General features: G+C 70.6%; 17 protein-coding genes and 1 pseudogene. 6 read left to right on the top strand and 12 right to left on the bottom strand.

The window, feature by feature from the left end; genetic code table 11:
- Window positions 1-102: 102 nt before the first annotated feature.
- The 3 genes from ABZ260_RS26930 to ABZ260_RS26920 form a co-directional block, all read right to left on the bottom strand.
- Window positions 103-459, bottom strand: a complete 357-nt coding sequence (locus ABZ260_RS26930; RefSeq protein WP_350915798.1) for a four-helix bundle copper-binding protein — start codon at window positions 457-459, stop codon at window positions 103-105.
- A gap of 258 nt (window positions 460-717) precedes the next feature.
- Window positions 718-2,994, bottom strand: coding sequence for a protein translocase subunit SecD (gene secD / locus ABZ260_RS26925; RefSeq protein WP_355623062.1), 2,277 nt, complete (start codon window positions 2,992-2,994; stop codon window positions 718-720).
- A gap of 172 nt (window positions 2,995-3,166) precedes the next feature.
- Window positions 3,167-3,550 carry a hypothetical protein gene (locus ABZ260_RS26920; RefSeq protein ID WP_355623060.1) on the bottom strand — a complete coding sequence of 128 codons (384 nt, stop codon included), beginning with the start codon at window positions 3,548-3,550 and terminating at the stop codon, window positions 3,167-3,169.
- A gap of 120 nt (window positions 3,551-3,670) precedes the next feature.
- Between ABZ260_RS26920 and ABZ260_RS26915 the strand changes: the two are divergent.
- Window positions 3,671-3,829: pseudogene (locus ABZ260_RS26915) on the top strand (alpha-amylase family glycosyl hydrolase); the annotation flags it as partial.
- On the opposite strand, the gene ABZ260_RS26910 reads toward ABZ260_RS26915, so the two are convergent.
- Together ABZ260_RS26910 and ABZ260_RS26905 are read right to left on the bottom strand one after the other, a co-directional pair.
- Window positions 3,830-4,255 (bottom strand): VOC family protein, encoded by a 426-nt coding sequence (locus ABZ260_RS26910; RefSeq protein ID WP_355563071.1) that lies wholly within the window; start codon window positions 4,253-4,255, stop codon window positions 3,830-3,832.
- 152 nt (window positions 4,256-4,407) lie between these two features.
- The gene (locus ABZ260_RS26905; RefSeq protein WP_355623057.1) at window positions 4,408-4,764 is read right to left on the bottom strand and encodes a hypothetical protein; all 357 of its coding nucleotides are present in this window, start codon (window positions 4,762-4,764) and stop codon (window positions 4,408-4,410) included.
- A 179-nt stretch (window positions 4,765-4,943) separates the two neighbouring features.
- On the opposite strand from ABZ260_RS26905, the gene ABZ260_RS26900 reads away from it, so the two are divergent.
- From ABZ260_RS26900 to ABZ260_RS26890, 3 genes are all read left to right on the top strand, one after another.
- Window positions 4,944-5,750 (top strand): UTRA domain-containing protein, encoded by an 807-nt coding sequence (locus tag ABZ260_RS26900; RefSeq protein ID WP_355623054.1) that lies wholly within the window; start codon window positions 4,944-4,946, stop codon window positions 5,748-5,750.
- A gap of 163 nt (window positions 5,751-5,913) precedes the next feature.
- Window positions 5,914-7,008 carry an alanine racemase gene (locus ABZ260_RS26895; RefSeq protein ID WP_355623051.1) on the top strand — a complete coding sequence of 365 codons (1,095 nt, stop codon included), beginning with the start codon at window positions 5,914-5,916 and terminating at the stop codon, window positions 7,006-7,008.
- Window positions 7,009-7,052: 44 nt separating this feature from the next.
- On the top strand, window positions 7,053-7,184 hold the full coding sequence (locus ABZ260_RS26890) for a hypothetical protein (RefSeq protein ID WP_355623048.1): 132 nt from the start codon (window positions 7,053-7,055) through the stop codon (window positions 7,182-7,184).
- On the opposite strand, the gene ABZ260_RS26885 is transcribed toward ABZ260_RS26890, so the two are convergent.
- The 6 genes from ABZ260_RS26885 to ABZ260_RS26860 form a co-directional block, all read right to left on the bottom strand.
- Entirely contained in the window at window positions 7,174-7,920 is a 747-nt protein-coding gene (locus ABZ260_RS26885; RefSeq protein WP_355623045.1) for a cytochrome d ubiquinol oxidase subunit II, read from the bottom strand. The two genes, ABZ260_RS26890 and ABZ260_RS26885, sit on opposite strands and share 11 nt — an antisense overlap.
- A 40-nt stretch (window positions 7,921-7,960) precedes the next feature.
- Window positions 7,961-9,208 (bottom strand): cytochrome ubiquinol oxidase subunit I, encoded by a 1,248-nt coding sequence (locus ABZ260_RS26880; protein ID WP_355623042.1) that lies wholly within the window; start codon window positions 9,206-9,208, stop codon window positions 7,961-7,963.
- Between the two features lie 198 nt (window positions 9,209-9,406).
- On the bottom strand, window positions 9,407-10,465 hold the full coding sequence (locus tag ABZ260_RS26875) for a methyltransferase (protein ID WP_355623039.1): 1,059 nt from the start codon (window positions 10,463-10,465) through the stop codon (window positions 9,407-9,409).
- The gene (locus tag ABZ260_RS26870) at window positions 10,462-11,679 is read right to left on the bottom strand and encodes an aminotransferase class V-fold PLP-dependent enzyme (RefSeq protein WP_355623036.1); all 1,218 of its coding nucleotides are present in this window, start codon (window positions 11,677-11,679) and stop codon (window positions 10,462-10,464) included. The genes ABZ260_RS26875 and ABZ260_RS26870 overlap by 4 nt, the downstream gene beginning before the upstream one ends.
- Window positions 11,676-12,491 carry a tryptophan 2,3-dioxygenase family protein gene (locus ABZ260_RS26865; protein WP_355623033.1) on the bottom strand — a complete coding sequence of 272 codons (816 nt, stop codon included), beginning with the start codon at window positions 12,489-12,491 and terminating at the stop codon, window positions 11,676-11,678. Before ABZ260_RS26865 ends, ABZ260_RS26870 begins: the two co-directional genes overlap by 4 nt.
- Window positions 12,492-13,172: 681 nt before the next feature.
- Window positions 13,173-13,712 carry a DUF4262 domain-containing protein gene (locus tag ABZ260_RS26860; RefSeq protein WP_355623030.1) on the bottom strand — a complete coding sequence of 180 codons (540 nt, stop codon included), beginning with the start codon at window positions 13,710-13,712 and terminating at the stop codon, window positions 13,173-13,175.
- A gap of 389 nt (window positions 13,713-14,101) precedes the next feature.
- Here ABZ260_RS26860 and ABZ260_RS26855 point away from each other — a divergent pair, with 389 nt between their 5' ends.
- Window positions 14,102-14,908, top strand: coding sequence for an SDR family oxidoreductase (locus tag ABZ260_RS26855; RefSeq protein WP_355623027.1), 807 nt, complete (start codon window positions 14,102-14,104; stop codon window positions 14,906-14,908).
- Window positions 14,909-14,935: 27 nt separating this feature from the next.
- Here the strand turns inward: ABZ260_RS26855 and ABZ260_RS26850 are convergent, their stop codons facing one another.
- A complete protein-coding gene (locus ABZ260_RS26850; protein WP_355623024.1) occupies window positions 14,936-16,441 on the bottom strand; it encodes a glycosyltransferase family 39 protein in 1,506 nt (501 codons plus the stop codon).
- Between the two features lie 387 nt (window positions 16,442-16,828).
- On the opposite strand from ABZ260_RS26850, the gene ABZ260_RS26845 reads away from it, so the two are divergent.
- A complete protein-coding gene (locus ABZ260_RS26845) occupies window positions 16,829-17,347 on the top strand; it encodes an FBP domain-containing protein (protein WP_355623022.1) in 519 nt (172 codons plus the stop codon).
- Window positions 17,348-17,429 lie beyond the last annotated feature (82 nt).

Raw genomic sequence — 17,429 nt, 5'->3', positions numbered from 1 at the left:
CGTCCACCGCCGGAAAAGACCACGCGCGCCCCGGCGCCCCCGGAGGTCAGGTTGAGCACACCGGGGGGGATCCGTGAGTGGTGTCGAGAGCCGGTCGACGGCTCAGGATCGCGCGTTCGCCATCGTCCGGCACGCCTCGGCCCATGCCCGGCACGCGTCGGCGCACTCCTTCATCATCGGGTCGTTCTCCATGGACATGCACGCGTCGGCGCACTTGTTCGCGGCCTTCGCGCACATCGTGGCCATCTCCTTCGCCATCGGCGACTGGCGCATCATCATGTCCGCGCAGAGGCGGGTCATGTCGGCGCAGTCCATGAGCGGGCCTATCAGCGCCATGTCGGCGTACCGACCCCCCTGCATGAGGCAGTAGGTCATGGTCTGCTCGCAACGGCTGTGGCTCTCCAGGCACATGTCAATGCTCTTCTGTACCTGAGGGTTCATCTTCACCGCATGGCTCATGCTTGCTCCCCGTGTTCGTGACCGCTCTGCTTTAACGGCCGAAGATCTCGCACCAGTGTTGTGCCCCGCCGGGCGCCTCGGCCTCCAAGAAAAAAGCGGCTTTAATGCCCCATCGAAATAGTTTTGTGTATAAATTCACCTATCGTCTGTAGGGTTAGTGGGAAAGTCATGGAGGTGGACGGCTCCTCCCAGATCCTGCGGGGAGCCGCCCACCGGACACCGGGCCGGAACGCGTTCCGGCCCGGTGTTCCCCGCCACTCAGAGCACGGCGCCCGAACCCTGGCGAGCGGGAGCCGGGCCCTTCCGCTTGGGCCGCGGCGGCGCGCCGGGCTTACGCTTCTCCAGCTCGATCGCCACCGGCCCCGCGACCAGCGCGGAGGAGAGCGTGCCGACGATGATCCCGATCAGCAGCGCCACCGCGAAGTCGGTCAGCGAGTCGCCACCGAGCACCGCCAGCGCGGCCAGGATGAACAGCGCGCCCAGACCGGTGTTGACGGTACGGGGCACGGTCTGCAGGATCGAGGTGTTGACCACCTCGGCGAACGAGCTCTTCGGCCGCGCACCCCACAGCTCGCGGACCCGGTCGAAGACCACCACCTTGTCGTTGACCGAGTAGCCGATCACGGTGAGCATCGAGGCCAGGAACACCCCGTCCACCGGCTTGCCCAGCCAGGCGAACGCGCCGATCACGACCGCCGCGTCGGCGACCAGGGCCACCACCGTGGCCAGGCCGAACGTCCAGCGGAACCGGAAGGCGAGGTAGGCGAGCTGTGCGGCGAGCGCGACGCCCAGCGCGATCAGCGCGTTGCGGCGCAGCTCGTCCCCGAGGCTCGGCCCGATGAGCTCGTCGCGCTCCTTGGTGACCTGGCCACCCTCGCTCTCCAGCGCCTCCTCGATCTTCACTACCTCGGCGGGAGTGATCTGACCCGTCCGTACGGAGATGTCCTCATCGGAGGCCTGCACCACCGCGTTGGGGAACCCGGCCTTGCTGACCAGCTCGCGGGCGGCGTCGGCGCTCATCGGGGTGGTCGTGGAGTACTCCACGAGCCTGCCCCCGGTGAACTCCACCCCGAAGTTGAGCCCCCGCACCGCCACCCCGGCCACGGACGCGGCCACCAGCAGGCCGGTGATCGCGAAGTACACGGCGCGGCGGCTCATCAGGTCCGGTTTGCGGATGTTCAGCCACGTGCGGACCCGCCCGATGTTGGACAGGCCGGTGATCTGCGGTCGTGCGGACACCACCTTGAACCTCACCGCCCACTGGGCCAGGACGCGGGTGATGACCATCGCGGTGATCAGCGAGGCGATCACACCGATGCTCAGCGTGACGCCGAAGCCGCGTACCGGGCCGGAGGCCAGGAAGAACAGCAGCCCTGCGGCGAGCAGGGTGGTGATGTTGGAGTCGGCCACCGCGCTCCACGCGTTGCGGAACCCCTTCTCCAGCGAGCCTCCGAGGTTGGGCGTCTCGGCGTACTCCTCACGTGCCCGTTCGAAGACCAGCACGTTGGCGTCGACGGCCATGCCGATCGCCAGCACGAAGCCCGCCAGTCCCGGCAGGGTGAGCGTGGCGCCGAGCCCCACCAGCGCCGCGTACGAGATGAGGGCGTAGCAGGCCAGGGCGATGGCGGCGAGGAAGCCCACCAGCCGGTAGATCACGATGATGAACAGCGCGGTGAGCGCGATGCCGATGACCGCGGCCCAGGCGCTGGCCTGGATCGCGGCGGCGCCGAGCGTCGGGCCGACGGTCCGCTGCTCGACGATCTCGACGGGCACCGGCAGCGAGCCGCCCTTGATCAGCAGGGCCAGGTCCGAGGCCTCCTCGGCGGTGAAGGTGCCGGTGATCTGGGTGGTGTTACCCGGCAGGCCGACCTTGCAGCCCACGTCCTCGTTCACCTGGGGGGAGACGATCACCTTGGAGTCGAGCACGATGGCGATCCTGCGCCTGGGGTCGCCCGGCTCGTTGCAGGCCGCCTCGCCGGTCAGCTTGGCCCACGCCGCCCGTCCCTGATCGCGGAAGTCGACGGTGACGAACCAGCCACTGCCCAGCTGGGCGTCGATCCCGGCCTCGGCACCGCCGACGCCGTCACCGGTGAGGGCGGCCGGCCCGATGTGCAGCGGGGCGCCGCGATCGTCGGGCAGGATCTGCTCTCCCTTGCCCGGCTTGGTCTCCGCTCCCGGGTCGGGGGCGTCGAGGACGGGGTGGAAGGTGAGCTGCGCGGTCTTGCCGATGACCTCGGCGGCCTTGGTCGGGTCCTGCACACCCGGCAGTTCCACGATGATGCGCCGCTCGCCGGAGCGGGCCAGCGGCGCGTCCGCCACGCCCAGGCTGTCGGCCCGGCGGCGGAGCACCTCAAGGGTGCGGTCGGTGGCCGCGGCGTCGGCCTTGACCGTCGGCGAGTCCTTGGTCTCCAGTACGAGTTGGGTGCCGCCGCGCAGGTCGAGACCGAGGCGCGGCGACATTGTCAGGGCTATGTACAACGAGGTGGCGATGACGGCGAGCGCCGCTATCGCGCGTACCACCGGGGCACGCGACATGGAAGCCTCCACAGGCTGGGGGAGTTGTCCTCGGTCACGCCGAAGGAGCGTTCAGGGGCGGCGGCACGCTTCGCGGGAGAAGGCGTTCTCCGGGTACGGGAAAAGACGTCTTCGCTCGCGGCGGAGGCGTTTTCACGTACGGCGAAGAGACCCGGAGCGGTTCCGGGGTGTTTCAGCCGGCTGTGGAGGCGGGCGGTGCGCGCCCCGGTCTGACGAGCAGGGCCGCGAGCGGGCGGGTGTCCTCGTCACCCGCCGGGCGGGTGAGCGGGCCGGCGGCGAGGAACAGGTGCCGGAGGTCGGTGGGCGGGGTCGCGAGCGGGTGGCCGCCCCCGCCGCCCAGGCCGGCCCCGGTGCCGGCGACTCCGGAGACCAGGGAGTGCCGCTGCACGCCGTCCAGGAGCGGGCGCGACAGCGGCTGGTGCTCGCCGACGGCCTGGACGACCGCGGCGTGCCGGGCGAGGGCGGCGGTGCCCCCGCCCAGCCCTCCGGAGACCAGCAGCGGCAGCAGCAGGGTCAGCAACCAGCCGAAGGGCGCGCCGCGCCTCAGCTGTCGCATGATCTCCTCCTGGCCGTCATCGCTGTCCACCGTAGCCCTTCGGAGCCGCTGCGATCCCCCTCAGGTCAACTCCGGGGTGCATTACCCCATGAACGCGCAAAGAGAGGGTAGTGCGGACGCATGCGACTCACCCATACAGCCGACCTGTGGTGGAAGAACGCGGTCGTCTACTGCCTGGGCGGCCTGGGGGACTTCGTGGAGTTCGTCAGGACGGCCAGGGACCGCGGCATGCGGGTGATCGCCGACCTGGTGGTCAACCACACCTCCGACGAGCACCCCTCAGCCCTGAGCGGTCTCCGATCCGGTGTCGCCGGTCTCTCCCAGCTCGGTGAAGAGGGTGAGCTGGAGCCCGGCCGGGCCCTCAAGGCGGGAGTTGAGCGAGTTCCACGGGGTCCGGACGGGCTCGGCGACCACCGTGGCCCCGGCTCCGGCCAGCTTCGCGGTGACGGCGGGGGAGTCGTCGACCTCGAACGCCACCCGGATGTGCCCGGCCACCCGCCGTCCCACCTCGACCTGGTCGATGAACTCCGCCTGCGAAGGATCGGCGATCTCCAGCGTGGCCCGGCCCGCCTCCAGGATCGTCACCCTGCCGTCGGGTGAGGAGTAGGCGGCCCGCTCGGGCAGGCCGAGTACGTCGCGATAGAAACGCAGCGCCTCCTCGTAGTCGGCGGCGGTGACGACCAGGCGCATCTCTCGGGCGGTCATGACGGCTCCTCACACGGTCAAAACGAGCATCCCGTGCGGGGACAGCGTGGTCGGCACATCCGGTATTCCTCGCCCGGCTCACCGCGGGACGGGAACCGGCACGGGCGCGGTGCGCTCCCGGCCGGTAGGGGCGACCGCCGGGGTGCCGTGGCTCAGGGCCGGTGCGGGTGATCGCGGCGCGGGTCCCGCCTGGTCTTGAGCCTGTCCAGCCGGCGGATCAGCTCGTCGCGGACCTCCACGAGCGCGGCGGGCAGATCCTGCTCATAGGAGTGGGCCACCAGCGGCTCCGTGCCCGGGAGCACGCATTCGAGCGTCACCCGCTGCTGGGGCGTGTCGCGGTCCTTGACGCTCAGCCGCAGCTCCACCGCGTCACCGGGATAGGAGAGCAGCCGCCTTCCCAGCCCGGCCAACCGCTCGATGATCCCCTGACGCTCGCTCTCGGCGAGGCCCGTCCCGAACCTGAGCCGCCCGGCGACGACGTCCTGCTCCTCGGCACTCGCATCTGTCATCGTCGACAGCCTCCTTCGGGTGTGGTCACAACATTACAGTCAGTCATCATCGTCATCCTGGGCGGCACCGAGGTGACTTTCCTCGCTGTGTCGCAGGGTCGCTGTCCCGACTGCGGTTTCTCTTGCTGTAGGGGGGCTAAAATCCCATTCGGTGTCGAGCGTGAGGAGAACGGTCCCGGATGGATCTGAGTACGCTGCGTGATGTTTCCGAGCTGAGTGACCCCATCGAGCGCGCACGGGTTCTGGGCCGTCTCATGACCGAGGAGCAGGAGCGCCTGGAGGAGGCGGCGAAGATGCGCCGCCAGGCGATCGCCGAGGCTCGTGACTCCGGCATGGGCCTGGAGGAGATAGGGGCACACCTGGGTGTCTCCCCGGGCCGGATATCCCAGATGCGGAAGGGGCCGGCGGCCCGTGCCCCCGAGGGAGCGGCGGCCCGCGTGCCGAAGGTGCTGGTCCGGCGGGCGCTGCCGACCGACCCCGCCGTGCGCGCCTCCGCGTCCCTCTTTCTCGTCGAGGCGGAGCGGCAGGGGATCAAGCCGGACCGCAGAATGCTCTATGTCGGCCCGGAGCCGGCGAGTGATCACGTGGCGGCCTGCCTGCGCGTCGAGCCCGGCACCGAGGTGATCGCCCGCCGGAAGATGATGACGGCCGACGAGATTCCGGTACGGATCGCCACCAGCTACTTCCGGGCGGACCTGTTCGGGGGGACGCGCATCGCCGAGCCCGAGTTCGTCAAGCCGTCGCTCCAGTCGGCGCTGGTCGCCCTCGGGCACGTCTTCGGCCATGCCGAGGAGAACCTGACGGCTCGCCCGCCGACATCCTTCGAGTACGACACCCTGGAACTCGAACCGGGGGAGTGGGTCGTGCAGGTTCTTCGAGCCGGATACTCCAGCGAGGACACGCCGGTCCACGTCCTGGAGACGATCTGCGCCGCGAACAGGCACATCTTCTCGATCGGCCAGGTCTCCGGGGACGACGAGTTCTGACCGGCCTGCCGGCAGGCGCAGGTCACATCGGCCAGGTCTCCGGGTACGACGACTTCCGACCGGCCTGCCCGACAGGCCCAGGCCGGTCACAGCCGTCACGCCCGTCCACTGCCTGATCATCGAGATCCGGCTCCCCGTACCGTTGAGATCGGAGAGAACGCCTGTGACAGCCACGGCCACGACGCGGACCTCGGTGTCCGTTCCCGCCGGGCGGCTACCCGCCTACGTCTACGACCTGGCCGAGCTCGACGCCCACGCCGGGGCCGTCCGGGCCGCGCTGGGAGACGTCGAGCTGTACTACGCGGTCAAGGCCAACCCCGACCCGGAGCTGCTGCGGACGCTCGCTCCGCACCTCGACGGCTTCGAGGTCGCCTCCGGCGGGGAGCTCGCGCATGTGCGGGAGCACTTCCCGGACGCGCCGGTCGCGCTGGGCGGCCCCGGCAAGACGGACGACGAGCTGTTCAGCGAGGTCACCCGCCTGCATGTGGAGAGTCCCGGCGAGCTGCGCCGCCTGCTCGCCTCCGGTCGCCCCGCCGACGTGCTGCTCAGGGTCAATCTGGACATCCCGATCGAGGGGGCCTCGCTGGCGATGGGCGGCGGAGCCACGCCGTTCGGGATGGATCCCGCGGGGATCGCCGAGTGCGTCGCGCTGCTTGAGACCCAGGACGCCGTACGGCTGCGCGGGATCCACGCCCACCTGGCCAGCGGGCTCGACGCGCCCCGGATGCTGGAGCTGGCGGCGGCGGTCCTGGACTACGCGCGGACGCTGGGGGCGGGTGAGATCAATCTCGGCGGCGGCATGGCCGTCTCGTACGCCGACCCCGGGACGCGGTTCGACTGGCAGGCCTACGGGGAGGGCCTCGGGCGGCTGCGCCGTCCCGGTGAGACGCTCAGGATCGAACCCGGGCGCTCGCTGACCGTCTACTGCGGGCGCTACGTGACGCGCGTCATCGACGTCAAGCGCGTCCACGGCGAGCTGTTCGCGGTCGTGGCGGGCGGGACCCACCACATCCGCACCCCCGCCACCAAGGGCCACGACCAGCCGCTGGTCATCACGGAGCCCGGCGAGCCGATCACGATCGTCGGCCAGCTCTGCACCCCCAAGGACATCCTGGCCCGCCGGGTGCCCGTCGCGCTGAAGCCCGGTGACCGGGTGGAGTTCACCATGGCGGGCGCCTACGCCTGGAACATCTCCCACCACGATTTCCTGATGCACCAAAGACCGAGTTTCCACTACCTGGCGCCGTCATCTGGCTGAGGCGGGTCGCCAACCCGGGTGTGAGGATGCCGCCAAGTGCGCATATGCTGCGCTTCACCGCTTTTTTGGATAAAAGGGAGAAGCTCGCCGTGTACAAGGAGTTCGCAATCGAGGCCGTGGTCTGGGTCATCCCCGTGGCAGTGCTGCTCGGGCTGGCTTTCATGATCACTGCCTGACCTGGACGCGGCCGAAGAGCCACCACAGCCACACCTGTGACGCCACCAGCAGGGGAGTGAGCAGCACCATCGAGGGAGTGAGCAGGGCGAGCGTCGCCGGGTCCGCCAAGTGCTCCGCCAGTGGCAGGCGGGCCCCGGCCAGCAGGCAGGCCAGAGCCATCCCGGCCGACGTCAGGGCGTAGACCGCACGCCCGGCCGAGGGCCCGGCGAACCGCCGGGCCCGCTCCCGAGGGGCGCCGTCGAGCCGGAGCCCGGCCAGCGCCAGCCCGTGGGCGGCGAACAGGACGGCCCCCAGCGGAGCCGCGACCAGCGCGCCGGGACCGACGGTGAACCCGTCGCCCATCCCGACGAGGATGAGCCCCCAGCTCAGCACCGCCAGCCAGCTGCCCGCGACCACGGCGCCCTCGCACCAGGCCCGCCAGGCGGCCCGGTCCACCCGCCCGCGCAGCCAGATCCCCGCGTCGCGGGCGACCCAGCCGAGCAGCAACGCGACGAACGGCAGGTACAGCCCGCTGAGCATCTCCCCCTCCAGCACGGGGAATGCGCCGATCAGTACGCCCACCGCCGTGACCAGCCAGACCTCGTTCGTCAGGAAGAACGGGGTGATGGAGCCGAGCACCCGGCCGCGCTCCTCGGGGGTGCGGCCGAGATACGGCAGCAGCATGCCGACCCCGAGATCCGCGCCCGCGAGGACGAAGTAGCCGACCGCGAAGAACGCGAGCAGGGCGATTTCCATAGCGATTTCCCTTTACGAAGGCCGGTGGACAGCGGGGCTGTCAGAAGGCCAGGACCGGAGTCGGCTCGGCCGGGGCCGGGCCGGTGGCGGGTGCCTCGGGGCCCTGGCGGGCGCTGCGCGCCAGGATCCAGGCGTTGACGGCCATCAGCAGGACGGACAGCGTGATGAAGGCGATCAGCGAGACCCAGATCGTGCCCGGCGACAGGTCGCTCAGCGCGTCCTCGGTCGTCAGCAGGCCGTTCACCATCCAGGGCTGGCGGCCCGCCTCCCTGAACACCCAGCCGGCGATCATGGAGACGAACGGCAGCGGGATCATCGCGATCAGCAGCAGGTGCCAGGCCCGCGCCCCCAGGACCATCCGGCGGAACGAGGCGAGCAGGACGCTCAGCGCCGACACGAGCAGCAGCACCGTGAAGACACCCAGCATGATCATGGCGCTGATCTGCGTCGGCGCGACGGGCGGGATGTAGTCCCCCGGACCGTGGGTGGCGACCATCTCGGCCTGCAACCGGGCGATCTCCGCCTCCCGCCCGCCGAAGACGGCGGTCTTCATCGGCTGGAGGGACGGGAACTGCACGCCGCCGAACGCGGCGTTGACCAGCAGCGCGGGCAGCGTGGTGAACACGCCGATCCGCAGGGACCTGCGGAAGAACTCCTGCTCGGCCGTCCCGCGGCGCAGGTGGTAGGCGCTCACCCCGGCGAGGAAGAACCCGGCGGTCACCAGGGCGCCGGAGAGGATGTGGGCGAACGCGAGGAGCGCGTCGGGGTTGGTGAGCACCGCCGCCGCGTCGGTGAGCCGCAGCGTCCCGTCCACGACCTCGGCACCGACCGGGTTCTGCAGGAAGCCGTTGGCGACGAGGACCCAGTACGCCGAGGCGTAGGCGGTGATCGTGACCACCCAGATCACGCCCAGGTGCGCCCAGCGGTTCAGCCGGTCCCAGCCGAAGATCCACAGGCCCAGGAACGTGGACTCGATGAAGAAGGCGACGAGGGTCTCCATCGCCAGTGAGGCGCCGAACACGTTCCCCGCGAAGTGCGTCAGCCCGCTCCAGGCCATCCCGAGCTGGAACTCCATCACCAGCCCGGTGAGGATGCCCATCGCGTAGTTGATCACATACAGCCGTCCCCAGAACCGGGTCATCCGCATCTGCGTGTCGGAACGCGTCAGCGTCGCCCGGGTCTGCGTGACCGCCAGCACCGTGGCCAGGCCCAGGGTGAGGGCCACGAACAGGAAGTGTGCCCCCGAGGTCACGGCGAACTGCAGGCGGGCGAGATCGAGCGTCTCCATGCCGCTCATGCTTCCGGCGCGGTCACCGCCCGCGCGTCCCTCCCCGGGAGGCGCCTGCCGTACTCCAGGAGTCGTGATCCCCGGCCGTGGCCGTACGCCTTCCAGCGCACCGGCCCGGGTTCGCGCGCGAGGTTCGGCCACATCGGACCAGACGATCTCGATGAAGGGCGGCGGAGGCCGCCGGGCGGGCCTGCGGGGTCAACGGGTCGCGGTGATCAGCTCGAAGGGGCCCGGCAGGACGGTGACGTCCCTGAAGCCGCTCTCTTCGAGCAGCCGCGCGTAGTGCTCGATCTCGTAGAGGCGGCTGACGCAGCTGTCGACGCCCATGAGGAAGTACGACCAGAAGAACTGCCCGGCGAGCCGGTCGGGGGTCCTGAACTCCTCGCAGATCAGAATCCGCCCGTCGGGGACGAGGGCCGCGTGGGCCTTCCGCAGCAGCGCCCGTGCTGTGGAGACCGGCCAGTCGTGCAGGACGCGGACGAACGACAGCGCGTCGTACCCGTCGGGCAGGGGGCCGTCGAGGAAGTCTCCGGCGACGAATCCGAGCCGCCCGCCGAGACCGCTCTCCTTCCTCGTACGGCCCACCAGCGGTTCCGCCGCGGGAAGGTTGAACACGTCCACCTGGAGGGCGGGCGAGCCTGCCAGCAGGTGGGCGGCGAGGGTGCCGTCACCGCCGCCGACGTCGAGCAGCCGGAGCGCCCGCTCGCCCCACAGCCGCCCGGCGTGCGCGCGGAACGTCTCGATGACGGGGCCGAGACCCGCGGCCATGCTCTGCTCGAAGTCGGCCAGTCGCTCCTCGTCGCGCGGTGGCCAGCCGAAGGTGGCCGCGGGGATCGACATCTCGCCGCGCAGGACGTCGGCGAGCCTGCCGTGGAGCAGGCGCCACGGATACCGGTCGCGGTCGCGCTCCAACGAGCCGGGACCGGCGACGGCCTCCGCCGCCTGCCTCAGGCCGGGGACCGCCCGGTAGCGGACCAGGCCCAGGTCGTCGCCGCTCTGCTCCCGGTGCACGAAACCGAGGCTTTCCAGGCAGTCGAGCATCTTGTACAGCCGGCCGGGTACGACGCCGAGCCGCACGCTGAGGTCGGACAGGGAGACGCTGTCCGTCCGGGTGTCCGTCCGGGTGCCGGTCTCGGCGCCGGGTTCGAGGGCGTCGAGCAGGCCGAGGCGCAGCGCGGTCTCCACGACGTCCATCGCCTTCGTACCGTTGGCCAGGAGGCTCAGCAGAGCCCGTGGCGACAGGGTGGTGACGTTCATGCGGTGATCCGCTCCCGTTCCGTCTCGACGGCGTCCATGAAGGCGTCGACCTCGGCGATCGTGTTGTAGATGTGGGGCGCCACCCGCAGGGAGCCGCGCCAGCTGCACACCATGCCCCGGTCGACCAGTGACCTGTTCACCCGCTCGTCCCCGTCGAATCGCAGGCAGACGACGCCGCCGCGCCGGTGTGGCTCCCTCGGGGTCACCACCTCGATTCCGGCCGCGTCCGCGCGTTCCAGCACCCGGCCGGTGCACGCCAGCGAGTGCCCGCGGATCGTCTCGACGCCGATGCCGGACAGGAGGTCGAGACCGATCCTGGACATCATCGGCCCCAGCGGCACCGGTGTGCCGGAGGCCAGGCGGCGGGCGTCCCCGGCCAACACGACCGGCGAGCGGAAGGAGGTCGGGTCGGCGCCGGCCAGCCAGCCGGTCGCCGCGGGTCGCAGATCGGCGATGAGGTCGGGGCGCACGTACAGGAACGCGGTGGCGGCGCCGCACATCCACTTGTGGGCGCCGCCCAGCACGAAGTCGACGCCCAGTTCGGTGACGTCCAGGGGAACCGTGCCGACGGTCTGGTAGGCGTCCACGATGACGTACGCGCCCACGCTGTGGGCCCTGGCGACGATCCGCCGCAGGTCCAGCAGCGCTCCGGTGGAATAGCTGCCGTGTGAGACGCACACGCACCGGGTCCGCTCGTCGATGGCGGCCTCCAGCGCGGCCTCGTCGAACCCGGGGCCCGAGCCCACGATCTCCAGCTCCGCTCCGTACCGGGCGAACCCCTGCCAGATGAGCGGCACCGTGGGGAATTCCAAGCCGGTGGTGACCACCTTGCTCCGCGGGCCGCCGAAGTCCAGGCAGGTGCCGATCCGGGCGAGCAGCGTGCTGAGGTTCACATCGGTCACGACGGAACCCGGGGGTGCGCCGAGGAAGGCGGCGAGGGCGTCGGTGTAGGCCGACGTCTGTTCCAGCCAGTCGCCCCACACCTCGTCCCGCCACCTGGTCAGCGTCCGCCAGTAGCGGCGCAGCACCTCCTCCACACCGCGAGGGACGGCGCCGGTGGAGTTGCTGTTGAGGTAGACACAGGTGTCGAGCAGCGGGAACTCGGCGCGCAGCGACCTCACCATCCGGTCGCGGTCCGCGCCGCCCGTCCTGTCGACGAGGTTCAGGGCGCCGCCGCCGACGGGGTTCGCGGCGCTGTCGTCGGTGCGGGTCATCGGGAGCCCTTCTCCGCGTGCCTGGACTCTCCGGGCGCGTACCCGCCGTCGCGTTTCCAGGTGGCGGTCATCTCCTCACGCACCTTCCACAGCCGCCGGAAGAGGGGCTGTGTCATGCGGCCGGTCAGCACCTGCGTCGGCACGCCGTCGAGCGCCGCGGTGCTCCGGCTGATGCCGATCGTCCTGCGGACGAGCATGAAGTGGGTGACGAGCCACATCTGGTAGGCCTCGTCCACGTCGAGGAGCAGCTCGAACGTGCGCTTCAGGTCACCGTGCCGGGCGTCCCGCGCCTGGTAGACATCCGTGGCCGAAACCCCGCGGCGGGCGATCAGCCGGTCGAGCGCGTCCGATATGTACTGGGCCGCCACGCGCAGCCGGTTGTACCCCGGTGACTCCTGCCCGCTGCCGTTCCCGAGATGCCGCCGGATCGTCTGGTACGAGTCGGGCGTCAGCGTCTCCAGGACGCCCAGCTCGTCGTTGAGGCAGCGGACGATGCGCGCGATCCGGTCCAGCCGCGCCGAGGCGTCCCAGAGCGCGTCCAGGTCCAGGTCGCCGACCAGCTCCGTCATCTCGTGCGCCAGAAGTTTCAGCCACACCTCCTGAGCCTGGTGGACCATCTGGAACATCAGCTCGTCGGAGGAGACGAGTTCGTCGGCGGCGGGTTGCAGGGAGAACAACTCCGAGGTCCGCACATACACCTCGTAGTCCAGCTTCCCCTCCCCGACGAAGGTCTTGAGGACCGGGTTGAAGATCGGCTCTGCAACCACCCTGCGCAGTTCTTCCATGACGGGTTCGTTGAGATTGACCTGCATGCTTCTCCTCGTATGCATTGTCAGGCGGTTGTGGCGGTGGACCCGCGGGGTTCCACCAGGCCTCCCGCCGGACTTAAAGATCTGAGTGACCGGTTTCTTCGACAATTCACTTATGACGTCGGAGCGTGTGAGAATCCGTGTGCCGCCCGGCGGCTACGGGGGGGGGCGAGCCGTCCCTTGTCGGGGCGTCGATCATCGTGCCAGGTCAACAGCCTTTTCGGACCTCACTTATCCGCACGTGTCCGCCAACGGGAATGTGCGAAGAGAATTGATGGTGGGAAGCGCCTTCGGCGTTCTGGGCGTGGCCCTCGAAGCCCTTTTCGGCCCGCGTAGAGGCTCTATTTTCCCTCTTGGCGGGGACTTGTGGATGACTTGGTAAGAACCGTCTGGCGACTTGAAACAGGCCATCTTGAAATTGGTAATGAATCGCGGTAAAGTCCCGGTTCGGCGGCCGGGGAAACACCGGCACATTCGGCGCGGTTTCTTTCGCTCCGGGTCTCGCGTCTTCCGGGTGGCGTCTTCCGGGTGACACGGCGCCGACCAGGGCGTCCGCCGTACGGTGGCCTCAGTGCCGGGCCCGGCCTTCGTCGCACGGTGGTTTCACGGTGACCATGGCCTCCGCCGGGCGGCTTCGCCGGTGGCGGATCGGGAACGCGGGTCAGGGCCGGCCGGCACGGCCCGTCAGGGGAGTTTGGTCCAGGGGCCCGGGGCGTGGTCGTCCTTGGGGATCCAGAGCGCGGGCTGGAGCTCCCGCAGTCGCGGGGCGCAACCGTCGTTCCAGGGGAAGCGGCCCGCGGCGTCGGGCCAGACGATCTCCATGAAGGGCAGCGGGGGCCCCTGGTAGAAGTGCAGCGCGGTGCCGAACAGTGACCGGTACCAGCTGGGGTCCACCGCCTTCGCGACGACCGGGTAGTTCCTGATCACGTCGTCCCGCTCCCGGCCCTCGACCAGGTGGTGCCCGGCGGCGATCCGGTCGGCCAGGGTGCTGAGGCAGTTGCCCATCACGTCCACCCGGAGGCCGAGCATCACCACCTCGGGGGAGCGGAGCGTGTGCCACAGCCCGACGGTGAACGCCCAGCCGGGACCGTCCTCGTCCTCCGGGATCATGACAATCGCCCACCCCCGGTCCTGGACGCTCCGCAGCGTCCTGAGATCGGCCTGGTCGAGCTCCACCTCCCGCTCGACGCAGAGCAGGCAGTGGCATACCGGCTGGTCAGACATATGCCGAGCGTAGTGCTCTGTACGGATACAAGCTGACAAGTCCCCCGGCACCGCCCGGCCCTCCTTCATGCCGCCGAACGGGTCCGGACCGGCCGGGCGGGCGCGGGTCTCACCGGGTTCGACAGCGGGGGCCGCAGAGACGATCTCGGCTCGCTTCGCCCGGGAGGCTCGGATCATCCAGGAGGCTGGGATCATTCGGGAGGCCGATGAGGATTCCCAGCCGGTGCGCCGGCCGCCGGAGCGCCCGCGCCGGATACGAGGTCCGGATCCGGCGTGAATTACCGGTCTTAATGTCGCCAGCCCGGAATCGGATGACCGCCATAGCTTTGCCCGGGTGAAGAGCCCTTCCCCGGCTCGGCGGGACGAGGCTCGACGATGAGAGGACATTCATGGATCTGCAGCTTTCCGGCCGCGTCGCGGTCGTCACCGGCGCCTCCAAGGGCATCGGTCTGGCCGTCACCCGCACCCTGCTCGACGAGGGGGCCCACGTCGTGGCCGCCTCGCGCAGGAGCACTCCCGAGCTGGAGGCGCTCGGCGGCCCCGGACTGCTCCATGTGGCGGCCGACCTGACGGACCCCGAGGCGCCGGCCCAGGTCGTGGCGCGGGCCGTGGAGGCGTTCGGCGGCCTGGACATCCTGGTGAACAACGCCGGCGGCCCACCGCCCGGTGTGGCCCTGCCGCGCTTCTCGTTCCTGGCCCCCACCGACGACGACTGGCGGGCGATGTTCGAGTTCAACCTGTTCTCGGTCGTACGGGCCGTCCGCGCGGCCATCCCGCAGATGCTCCAGCGGGGCGGCGGCTCGATCGTCAACGTCTCCTCGGGCGGCGCCCGGCAGGCCGCCCCCATGAACGTCGACTACAACGCCGCCAAGGCGGGCCTGAACAATCTCACCAAGGCGCTGTCGGAGGAGTTCGGACCGCAGGGCATCCGGGTGAACACCGTCTCTCCGGGGCCCGTGCGGACCGCGTGGTGGACAGAGGAGGGCGGCGCGGCCGACATCATCGCGGCCCAGGCGGGCACCGACCGGGACACCGTGATCAACAGCGTCGCGCCGGAGATGATGAAGCTGACCACCGGCCGCCTCGTCGAACCGCAGGAGGTCGCCGACGTGATCGCCCTGCTCGCCTCGCCGCGCTCGGCGAGCACCACCGGCGCGGACTTCGCCGTCGACGCCGGGTTCCTCAAGGAGATCTGAGGTCACCAGGCCGACCTTGGAGGAACCTCAGCTCGCGTGTCGCGTGTCGGGCCAGAGCCGCTGCCAGGGGCGCAGTGGGTCGCGGCAGACGAGGATGGGCAGGTTCTGCTCCTCGTTGGACAGCCCCACCCCGTTGTCGATCCGGCCGCGCTCCTCGCACGAGGCGAACTCGCGGGCGTAACCGCCGGGGGAGTCGGTCACGACCACCGCGACCCGGACGGACGGGGACGGCGGGCCGCGCCAGTAGAGCTCGTTGTGCCCGCTGTGCACCTCTGGCAGGCCGTACTCCCCGGCGTAGCGGTCCAGCGCGCCGGCCTCGCCGTAGTTGTCGGTGAGCAGTACGGCCCGCGCGCGCTCCTCGGGCGTCAGGCCGTCGACCACGGCCGCGACCCGCGCGACGAACTCCGGCCAGCCGACCGACTCGCGCGCCACCTCGTTGATCCCGGCGACCGGGGTGCTCCCGAGGGCGGAGGCCGGGATCACCGGCAGCCCGATGAGGACGGAGACGAGCGCGCTGACCGCCAGGGCGCCGATGACCAGCGCGCGCCGCCCCGCGCTCGACATCCACCGGACGACCGGCTCGCATCCGGCCGCGAAGAGCAGCACGAGCAGGCCCGCGACGTAGTCGGGGCGCCCACCGGAGTAGAGCGTGAGCGCGCACGCCACCGGGTAGGCCAGCGCGAGGCAGCGCAGGCGGGGCTCGCGCCAGAGCCGTACCGCGCCGACCACCTGGATGACCGCCTGGGGCGGGCCGAGCAGCAGGATCTGCAGCGGCAGGAAGGTGAGGCGGTTGTCGGCGCCGTCCTCGGCCTCCAGTGCCGCGGCCATCGTCAGCTGCGGCCAGTCATGGGTCGCCTGGTAGATCAGGTTGGGCGCGGCGATCACGAGCGCGAGCAGCGCGCCGAGCCAGAGCCGGCGGTCCCGCAGCACCTCGCGCGGCCCCACCGCCAGCACGCCCACGCCCAGGCTGATCAGGAGCAGCATGATCAGCTGCCGGTTGTACGTCGCGGCACCCGCGACCACGCCCAGCGCGAGCCACCAGCGCCCGTCGCCCCGCAGCGCCCGTACGGCGAACAGGATGGCCGCCACCCAGAACGGCAGGTCGACGCCCAGGGTCAGCAGGGTGTGCTCGCCGATCAGGAGTACGGTCGTGGTGGCGATGCCCGCGGCGGCGACGATCTGCGCGGCCCGGCCGCCGCCGAGATCCCTGGCCAGGCGGGCGACCAGGACGACGACGAGCGCCGCGATCAGGGCGGGGACCACGCGCAGGGCGACCACGGTGTCGCCGAACAGGATGATCGAGGCCCGCGCGATCAGCGGGGTCAGTGGCGGGGTGTCGAAGTAGCCGAGGGCCGGCTGCTCGCCCAGCAACCGGAAGTACAGCTCGTCCCGGTGGTAGCCGTAGTGGGGGCTCGCGACCAGCAGCACGGCGAGCGTGGCCAGCGCGACCGCGCCGACCGGCCGCCAGGCGAAGGGGATTGCCGGTGCACCCGCGGCGAGGGGGGACCGTGCAGAGGGGGAGGGCTCAGGCACTTCCTCATCATCTGCTCCCATGACCGGTTAAGCGAGGGATATCCCGATCCTCCTGTCATCTCGGCCCCGGCTCCGAGCGGATCCAGCGGTCCGGGATCGGCAGGTGGTCAGGTCGGATCACCGGGGATTCTCGCCGCGCCGGTACGGCGGCCGGCGGATGAGGGGTGAGCCTCTGCTGAAACGTGCACGCGCACGATCCCCGGGTGTCGGAAAAGCATTCGACGTCCCCGATGTCGCGCTGAGATAGTGGTCGGCGCCGGATGTCCGAAAACCGGATGTCCGAAAGACGGGGCCCGGCGGTTCGCTCGTGTCCTGTCCCTTCCCGGCGCAGGCGCCGGTCGCGCGGGCAGGGTCCCAGCAGACGTGTCGATCAACAGTGGGTGAGTCATGATTCCGGTCGGTGAGAAGGAGATCCGCGGATCCTTCGTCAACTGCTCCAAGGGGGAGGCGCGCAGGATCAACCTGCCCAGGAGCCTGCCGGAGACCCCCTGGGCCGACCTTGACTTCCTGGGCTGGCTCGACCCCGGCGCGCCCGACCGCGGCTACCTGGTCACCGAGCGGCGCGGCGAGCTCGTCGGCGTCACCCTGCGCCTCAGCCGGGAGGTGCACAGGAGCTATGCCAAGAGCACGGTCTGCTCGATCTGCGTGACACCGCACGCCGGCACCGGGATCTCCCTGTTCGTCGCGCCCAGGGTCGGCGCCGCGGGCCGCCAGGGCAACACGGTCGGCACCTACATGTGCGCCGACCTGGCCTGCTCCCTCTACGTGCGGGACCTGAAGAAGACGGAGCTCGGCGTGCGGTTCGAGACGCTCGGCAACGAGGAGCGGATCATGCGAGCCGTCGTCAACCTGGAGAGCTTCCTGGACAAGGTCTTCGACGGCGACCTGAGCTCGGGCGTGGCCTGAGCCGTACCCGCCCGGAACCACAGCCGCCCGCGGCCGCGAGTGCCGGGCCGGGGGGGCCGGTGGGAGCCGCGGCCGCGATGTA

The sequence above is a fragment of the Streptosporangium sp. NPDC006013 genome (genome assembly GCF_040614275.1).
Classification (GTDB): Bacteria; Actinomycetota; Actinomycetes; order Streptosporangiales; family Streptosporangiaceae; genus Streptosporangium.
This window is presented reverse-complemented; position numbering and strand designations above follow the sequence as displayed.